Here is a 7,074-nt window from a genome sequence, read left to right on the forward strand (position 1 = left end):
TGATACGAACATAAATGGTTTGACCACCAGAAATTGAATTAGGAAATGCAGTAGCATTACTTATTTGTGTTGTATATGCAGCATCTGTAAAATATGTAATGGTAAAATTGGAAGCCAATTGCCCATTTAAAATTTCAGTTTCTTTTTCTGTAACATCAAAAATGATAAATCCATCAGTATCAGTTCCAATTGATAAATCATCACATTTTTCTAAAATTGTGATAGTTGAAGGTGGGTTTGGAGTTTCAAAAATTTGTATGGTAAAACTGTTAGTTTCATAGCAATTACTATTTTCAATATGATGTATTCGAGTGAAAATTGTATCTGTACTAAAAGGAGTTGAATTTGTATATGGATTAGAAATAGCATTTGTATTGGCATCGGCATCTGCTTGATTTATATAATATAATACTTCAAATTCAGTATTGCTTTCACCATTTAGTAGTTCAGCATTCTTTAAAGTGTTTAAATCAAAATTTAAAAAACCATCATTATCATCATCGCACTGCTGGAGATTTACAGGCTGTACATTAGGTGGATAGTCAGATACTTTAATAGAAAACTCTCCTTCTAAAGTGCTTGTATTGCCACATACATCAGTTTGAGTAACTACGAGCGAATATAACCCGTCAATTGCAGATGTAGCGCTTGTAAAAGAAAGATTTTTTTCATTTGAAAAAGGGGTTGAAGCATTGTTTAAATACCAATTATAAGTTGTTATGCCTGTTAATGATTCAGGAGTAACATTAAAATTATCGCCAACGCATAAATTAGAAATTTGATCATTTAAAATTTTGGTTGTTCCGTTAGTATCAATATTAGAAATTTCAATTTGAGAAAATATGGAAGCAATGAATGGAGGTAAACCTTGCGTAGCATTATTCCCTGCTAAATCAATTGCTAAATGTTGATAGTTACATGCGGACCCTTCATTTTCAGGGTTTTGAATAACACCTAGAAAAGGGATTCCAATATCATATGTCTTGGACAAAGCTCTATAAATTTTTTGATCTGGACCTAATTGTAAACCTCCTCTAAATAAATTTTGAGAATCTATAATTTTTCTTGAAGCTATAATGTCTGCCGTTAAATTTGAACTTAAATTAAATTGGTATAAAGTTGATAAATGATTACTCGGATTATTCCATTCAGAATAAATGCCATTATAATAATCATTAGAAGCATGAACATATAATTTTTCGCTATTTGAAGAAAATTCAACTCCGTAAGGTCTGTCTGTTGGCGAAGTTAGAGGTAAGTTTTTTTGATTTGTGATAACTCCCGTTGCATCATTAAAGTCATATAATAAAAGAGACCCAGTTATTTTTTGCCCAAGATTGTTAACATTACTCATGTGAGCAATTGCTAATTTTTTTCCATCAGGAGCTATTTTTAGGTAACCTCTTCTGTCAGTTGCAGTATAAGAAACAGTAGAAATAACAGGAGCTGAAGCCACACCAGCTGTTGATATTTTATAAGCATAAAAATCACTTCCAACATACGAAATAACCCAAAAAGTTTGACATTCATCACCTTTAATTGCCGCAACTTTTTCGGTCCAATCTGTAAATCTTCCTTCAGATAAATCAATTGGGCCTGCTATTACACTGCCTAAACCTCCATTGGTATTCATATCAATAGTGTAATAATCAAAACCATAATCTCCTCCATTCACTGCTGATCCAACTGTAAAAATATAAAATTCGGTTGTACTATTTGGCTTTGGAATTATCATAGCAGATTGTGTACTGGAAGGATCACCTTTTAATCCTGAACCACCTGACATAATAGTATGATTTTTTGTCCAAACAGTTGTACCATCAGAATAAAATAATAAATTACCATTTGAATCAGAAAAAGAAGAGCAACCTTCACGTGTATTAATTAGCCCATCATTTAAAACAACTGGAGTGCCTGAATTAAAATCTAAACCTGCATTTTCACCAAAATACCAAACATTAGCTTCTCCTTGGGCAAAATTTTGCAATACACATAAAAAAGAAAGAATGGTAATTAATTTTCTCATTTGACGAATAACGTGATAGTTTTTTCAAATGTAAGAATAACTACTAAAATTAAATAATTAATTATAAATCTCTTTTTTTAAGCAATAAGTATGAAAAATATATAAAAACAGAAGTCCAAATAAGAACAATAATAATATCTAACGGTTGAACAGAAAAGTCTTTTGATAAATCTTCACCAGCAGTTTTTGCAACAGCTTTAACAGCATCTAATCTTGTAAAAGGTTCCTTAATTAAGTTCGCCATTGCTTCTAATGGGAGAAAACGCATTACTTCTGAAACAAACTCTTCAAATTTCCAATAGAGCATTCCTTTTATAAAACCTTCAATCATTGCCCAAACTAACATAGCCCCAACAGCAAAAGCTGATCTTTTTACTAGAATCCCTAAAAATAGCCCAAAAGAAAAGAAACCAACCAATTTTACAAAAAAGGCAACTAAATACTCTAAATCAGTGGTTACAATTGAAAATTCATTAAAATCAGAATAAATATAACCAAGTATAACAGATACAATGAATACAAATATTGTTGAAATGAATGCCAATAAAATAACCGTATAAAATTTCGATAATACAAACTCTTTTTTACTTAAACCATCAATTAAATTTTGCTTTAATGTTTTGTTGCTGTATTCATTAGCCATCATTGAGACAATAACTAATAGCAAGAAAAATTTAAAAATAGAAGCCATGTAAGTATTAAAATGCCAGATGTATGGAAAATTAAAAATACCTTGTTCAGCCAAATGAAATTTTATGGGGCCAATATCAAATTTAATAGCAGCAATTAATGCTATTGAAGTTAATAAAATAAAATAAATTAATATTAAAACTCTACTTGCTCTGCTATGTTTTAATTTATGGATTTCTATATTTAAGAGTCTAAACATTATTAATTTTTGTTAGTTAGTGATAAGAATTGTTGTTCTAAACTTGGTTTGCGTTTCACTAGATGAGATACAACAATCCCATTTTTAAATAAAAAGCTATTCATTTCTGTTGCCGAAATAGGTTTATTTAAGGTTGCAATTATGGTGTCGTCATCATTTTTAATTGAAGCAATTCCTTCAAAACTTGTAAGTAATTCTAATAATTTGTCTGAATCGGTTTCAACTTTAAGTTCAAACAACCCGTGTGAAGCAGTCATCTCATCAACTCTTCCAGAATATAATTTAATTCCATTTCTAATAACAACTACATGTGAGCAAACTTTTTCAACTTCATCTAATAAATGTGAAGCCAATAAAATAGTGGTTCCGTTACTTGCAATATCTTTAATGATTTTTCTAATTTCATGAATTCCTTGAGGGTCTAATCCGTTTGTAGGTTCGTCTAAAATTAAAATTTCAGGATCATTTAGTAGGGCAGAAGCAATGGCTAAACGTTGTTTCATACCTAAAGAAAAAGTCTTGAATTTACTATCTCTACGTTCGTATAAATTAACGGTTTTTAATTTTTCTTCAATTCTAGAGAAAGGAATTTCCTTTATTTTACATACCAACTTTAAATTTTGGATAGCTGTCATGTAAGGATAAAAATTTGGTCGTTCAATAATGGCACCCACCTTTTTAAGAGCTTGGTGAGTGGATAAAGCACCATCAAACCAACTAAAATCTCCCGAAGTTTTATTAACAACATTTAAAATAATACCAAGCGTAGTTGATTTTCCACTTCCATTTGGACCTAAAATTCCATAAACAGTTCCTTTTTGAATGTCAAAAGATAAATTATTTACAGCATGAATATTTCCAAATTTTTTATTTAGGTTGCTAAGCGATATAATTGTTTCCAAATTTTTTTTTGTTTAGTATAAAAATAAGACGATATTTAGGGAAATTTGTTACAGCAATATACTAATTTTGGTGTAAAATATAGATATTTATGGAGGAAGAAAAATTAATGTCGAGGAAAAAACCAGCGTATCCAATTAATGAACGTTTGTATAATTATTTAACAGAATACAATAGAAATATAAAGATTCCTGTTTTTTATGATGACTTACTTCGTTTTGATGGAGCTGTTGAAGTATATGATAAAAATGGAGATGATACGTTATGGATTCGGGTGTATTATGCAGAGCATGAACGTGAAGAAATTGATTTAAGTTTAAAACGAATGTATTTAATTTTGCACGGTGATGGTAGTGAAGATTCTTTACCTTATTTAACTATTGATGGAATTGACTACTGTACTTTTGGCAATTCAAAACCTTTCAGAATAAAAATTAGAAATATTTTAAATGACAATCATACCTATATTTATATTAAAAAAGCAGATGCATCAAGAGTATATGGGCTTGAATTAGAGCATATTTTATCACCTAACAATATTAACTTCTTAGTGTATAAAGATACACTAATAGAAGAACACGTTTTAGGAATTCCTGGAGATCAATTTTTAATAGAAAACATGAAAATGGTTTCTGTAAGAGGTTTGAAAAGGCTTTCTAAAGAATTTGTAAAATTTAATGAACGATGTATGATTCGTATGCTAGGAGATATGAGATCTTATAATTATGTAATTGTTGCTTCGTATGATTTTGATCAAGTTGAATATCGTATGCGCGCCATGGATTTTGATCAGCAAAGTTTTGAAGGAAATTTAAAAGTATATTTTCCTCAATATTTTAAAGAAAATTATCCGTTTGTTAAAATGGTTTCTGAAAACTTGCAAGAAGAATCTATTGAACAATATAAAAAAGAGGAACGTTCAGCTATTGCAAGAAGACTAAGAGGCTCTCAGGATAGGGTGAATGATTTGTTAGAATGTATGTGTAATGATGAAATTTCTACTCCTGAGAAAATTTATGAACTTAAAATGGATTTAAAAAAATATACGCTTGATAAAAATTTTAAAAATTGTGATAATATGGGAGATATTTTAAAAGTAGCTTTTGATTTTGTTACCAGAAACTATGAAAATGTTAATAGTTATATAATTAGATAAAGGTATAAAGGTGTTTTTTGAATTCTTTAGTTAATAAGTGTCAAAGTCTATATCATCTATATTTTCTAAATCATTTTCATCATTATAAGCATCAAATGAATCAAAATCATCTAAAGATTTTTCAGATTTAAATTCTTTTTCTGGTGCTTCATCAGGGGTGTTTCCAAAAGATAACGCTATTTTAGGTAAGTCTTCTTCAGGAGTATTTATAATTTCAGCTAATTCAACAAAGAATGTCCACATTGCCATAAAATCATATACATAAATTAGTTTATCACCAACTTTTTTAAAAACATTAGAAACTAATAAAGTGTTCATTTCTTGTAAGTTGTCTTCTTCAGACATGTCGATAAGCGGAATTTCATCTCCTTGTTCCCAATTATTGTCAGTTCCATAAAATGAAGCCATTTCTTTGCCTTTAAAGCCAAAAGCTTTGGCAATAGTATAATGTAATTCTTCTAAATTAATAGTTTCATCTACAATTAGATCTCTAATTACATCATTTTTAACATCTAAAATAATTCTAATTCTGTAAGCCATTTTAATAAAATACAATTAGGGTACAAAGGTACTATTTAAAGTTTTAAATTCTTATTTTTACTGCCAAACAATTTTTTTTATGAGTGATAAAGCAGCAACATTAACAATGTTAAATAAGATGTGTGAAAATACATTGATGGAAACTTTAGAAATTAAGTATGTAGCTACTGGCGAAGATTATTTAGTGGCAACAATGCCTGTGAATTCTAGAGTTCACCAACCTGATGGAATTTTAAATGGAGGTGCTACCATGGCTTTGGCTGAAAGTGTTGGAAGTCCAGCATCTTTGTTAGCAATTGATAGAGACAAATATAGTGTTCGTGGTATTGAATTTTCGGCAAACCACTTAAGGAGTGTAAAAAGTGGAATTATTACAGCAACTGCAAAAATTATTCATAAAGGAAAAACAATTCATTTAGTTGAAATTAAAGTTGTTGATGATAGAGGAAGAGTGATTTCAATTTGTAAAATAACGAATTATATTCTGGCGAAATAGTGGTGTATGTTGAAAAAAATTAAAAAGGTTTTAAAAGTTATTACAATTATTTTAAGTGTTCTTTTAATAGCTTTAATAACCATGTTTTATCGTTTTTCAATTCCTAAATCTGATAAAAAAATTATAAATTATTTTGTTGAAAGTAACAGTCAGGTTTATATCACTGAACATACATTTAAAGAGTTTAAATATAGAGTTTTAGAAACTCAAAAAGAAATTGACACCTTGCTTCCAACCTTGGTGTTTATTCATGGTTCTATAGGGTCATCGTTAGATTTTAAAAAGTATTTAGCTGATGTTGAGTTGAATAACAAAGCTAATTTAATTTCTTATGATAGAATTGGTTATGGCACAAAACAAACAGGAAATGTTCAAGAATCTATTGCTTTTGAAACCGATTTATTGGAAGATTTAACCAAAGATTTGATTAAAAAAAATACAATTTTGGTTGGATATTCTTATGGTGGCCCAATTGCTTTAGCTTCAAAAAATGAATATAAAAAAATAATATTGTTAGCTCCTGCAGTATATTCAAAAGTAGAACCAATGCCCTGGGCGCTTCATTTTTATAAATGGACTGCAACTAGATGGTTGTTGCCAAAAGTTTGGAAAGCTGCTTCAAAAGAAAAGTTAACTCATAAAAAAGATTTACTAAATTTTGAAACTACTTGGGGAGAAAATCCTTCAAAAATTATAAGTATTCATGGAAATGAAGATTGGATTGTACCATATGAAAATTCATTATATTTAAAAGAAAAATTTTCTTCGGAACAATTTGATTTAGTAACTTTGAATCATGCCGGACACGGATTGGTTTGGTCTCAATTTAATGAAATTAAAAGCATACTACTTCAACAGTTAAATTAAAATCAATTGCAAAAAGAAATTATAAAATTTTTTAATGAAATTTCTGAGTTTTATAACTCAAATACACCATTGGTTGTTTTTAGAAAGCCGGATGAGGCATGCATAACTGCATATATTCAAAATAATGATGAACTACATTATTTAAATTCTTTTGAAGAACAGGGTTTTGTTTTTGCGCCATTTAATAAGAATGAAAAAAA

6 protein-coding genes and 2 pseudogenes are annotated in these 7,074 nt (G+C 29.0%); 4 read left to right on the forward strand and 4 right to left on the reverse strand.

Annotation, left to right across the window (positions count from 1 at the left end; all coding sequences use genetic code 11):
• The 3 genes and pseudogenes from ABY863_RS11980 to ABY863_RS11990 all read right to left on the reverse strand — a co-directional run.
• Positions 1 to 2,026: pseudogene (locus tag ABY863_RS11980) on the reverse strand (hypothetical protein); the annotation flags it as partial.
• Between the two features lie 61 nt (positions 2,027 to 2,087).
• A complete protein-coding gene (locus ABY863_RS11985; protein ID WP_372795147.1) occupies positions 2,088 to 2,915 on the reverse strand; it encodes an ABC transporter permease in 828 nt (275 codons plus the stop codon).
• Positions 2,916 to 2,917: 2 nt separating this feature from the next.
• On the reverse strand, positions 2,918 to 3,817 hold the full coding sequence (locus ABY863_RS11990) for an ABC transporter ATP-binding protein (RefSeq protein WP_372795149.1): 900 nt from the start codon (positions 3,815 to 3,817) through the stop codon (positions 2,918 to 2,920).
• Between the two features lie 89 nt (positions 3,818 to 3,906).
• Between ABY863_RS11990 and ABY863_RS11995 the strand changes: the two genes are divergently transcribed.
• Entirely contained in the window at positions 3,907 to 4,971 is a 1,065-nt protein-coding gene (locus tag ABY863_RS11995) for a hypothetical protein (RefSeq protein WP_372795151.1), read from the forward strand.
• A gap of 30 nt (positions 4,972 to 5,001) precedes the next feature.
• Here the strand turns inward: ABY863_RS11995 and ABY863_RS12000 are convergent, their stop codons facing one another.
• Complete coding sequence (locus tag ABY863_RS12000) at positions 5,002 to 5,511, reverse strand: hypothetical protein (RefSeq protein WP_372795153.1); 510 nt, start codon at positions 5,509 to 5,511, stop codon at positions 5,002 to 5,004.
• A gap of 79 nt (positions 5,512 to 5,590) precedes the next feature.
• Between ABY863_RS12000 and ABY863_RS12005 the strand changes: the two genes are divergently transcribed.
• The 3 genes and pseudogenes from ABY863_RS12005 to ABY863_RS12015 all read left to right on the forward strand — a co-directional run.
• The gene (locus tag ABY863_RS12005) at positions 5,591 to 6,007 is read left to right on the forward strand and encodes a PaaI family thioesterase (RefSeq protein ID WP_372795155.1); all 417 of its coding nucleotides are present in this window, start codon (positions 5,591 to 5,593) and stop codon (positions 6,005 to 6,007) included.
• 6 nt (positions 6,008 to 6,013) lie between these two features.
• A complete protein-coding gene (locus ABY863_RS12010; RefSeq protein WP_372795157.1) occupies positions 6,014 to 6,874 on the forward strand; it encodes an alpha/beta fold hydrolase in 861 nt (286 codons plus the stop codon).
• Positions 6,875 to 6,880: 6 nt separating this feature from the next.
• Positions 6,881 to 7,074, forward strand: a pseudogene (locus ABY863_RS12015) (isochorismate synthase); the annotation flags it as partial.

Origin of the sequence: Lutibacter sp., from assembly GCF_041562875.1 — a bacterium.
In the GTDB taxonomy this organism is placed as follows: Bacteria; Bacteroidota; Bacteroidia; order Flavobacteriales; family Flavobacteriaceae; genus Lutibacter.

Bases quoted from the DNA above. Each gene is read 5' to 3' on its own strand.
- ABY863_RS11995 (WP_372795151.1), top strand. From the start codon at position 3,907: ATGGAGGAAGAAAAATTAATGTCGAGGAAAAAACCAGCGTATCCAATT.
- ABY863_RS12000 (WP_372795153.1), bottom strand. From the start codon at position 5,511: ATGGCTTACAGAATTAGAATTATTTTAGATGTTAAAAATGATGTAATT.
- ABY863_RS12010 (WP_372795157.1), top strand. From the start codon at position 6,014: ATGTTGAAAAAAATTAAAAAGGTTTTAAAAGTTATTACAATTATTTTA.
- ABY863_RS11985 (WP_372795147.1), bottom strand. From the start codon at position 2,915: ATGTTTAGACTCTTAAATATAGAAATCCATAAATTAAAACATAGCAGA.
- ABY863_RS12005 (WP_372795155.1), top strand. From the start codon at position 5,591: ATGAGTGATAAAGCAGCAACATTAACAATGTTAAATAAGATGTGTGAA.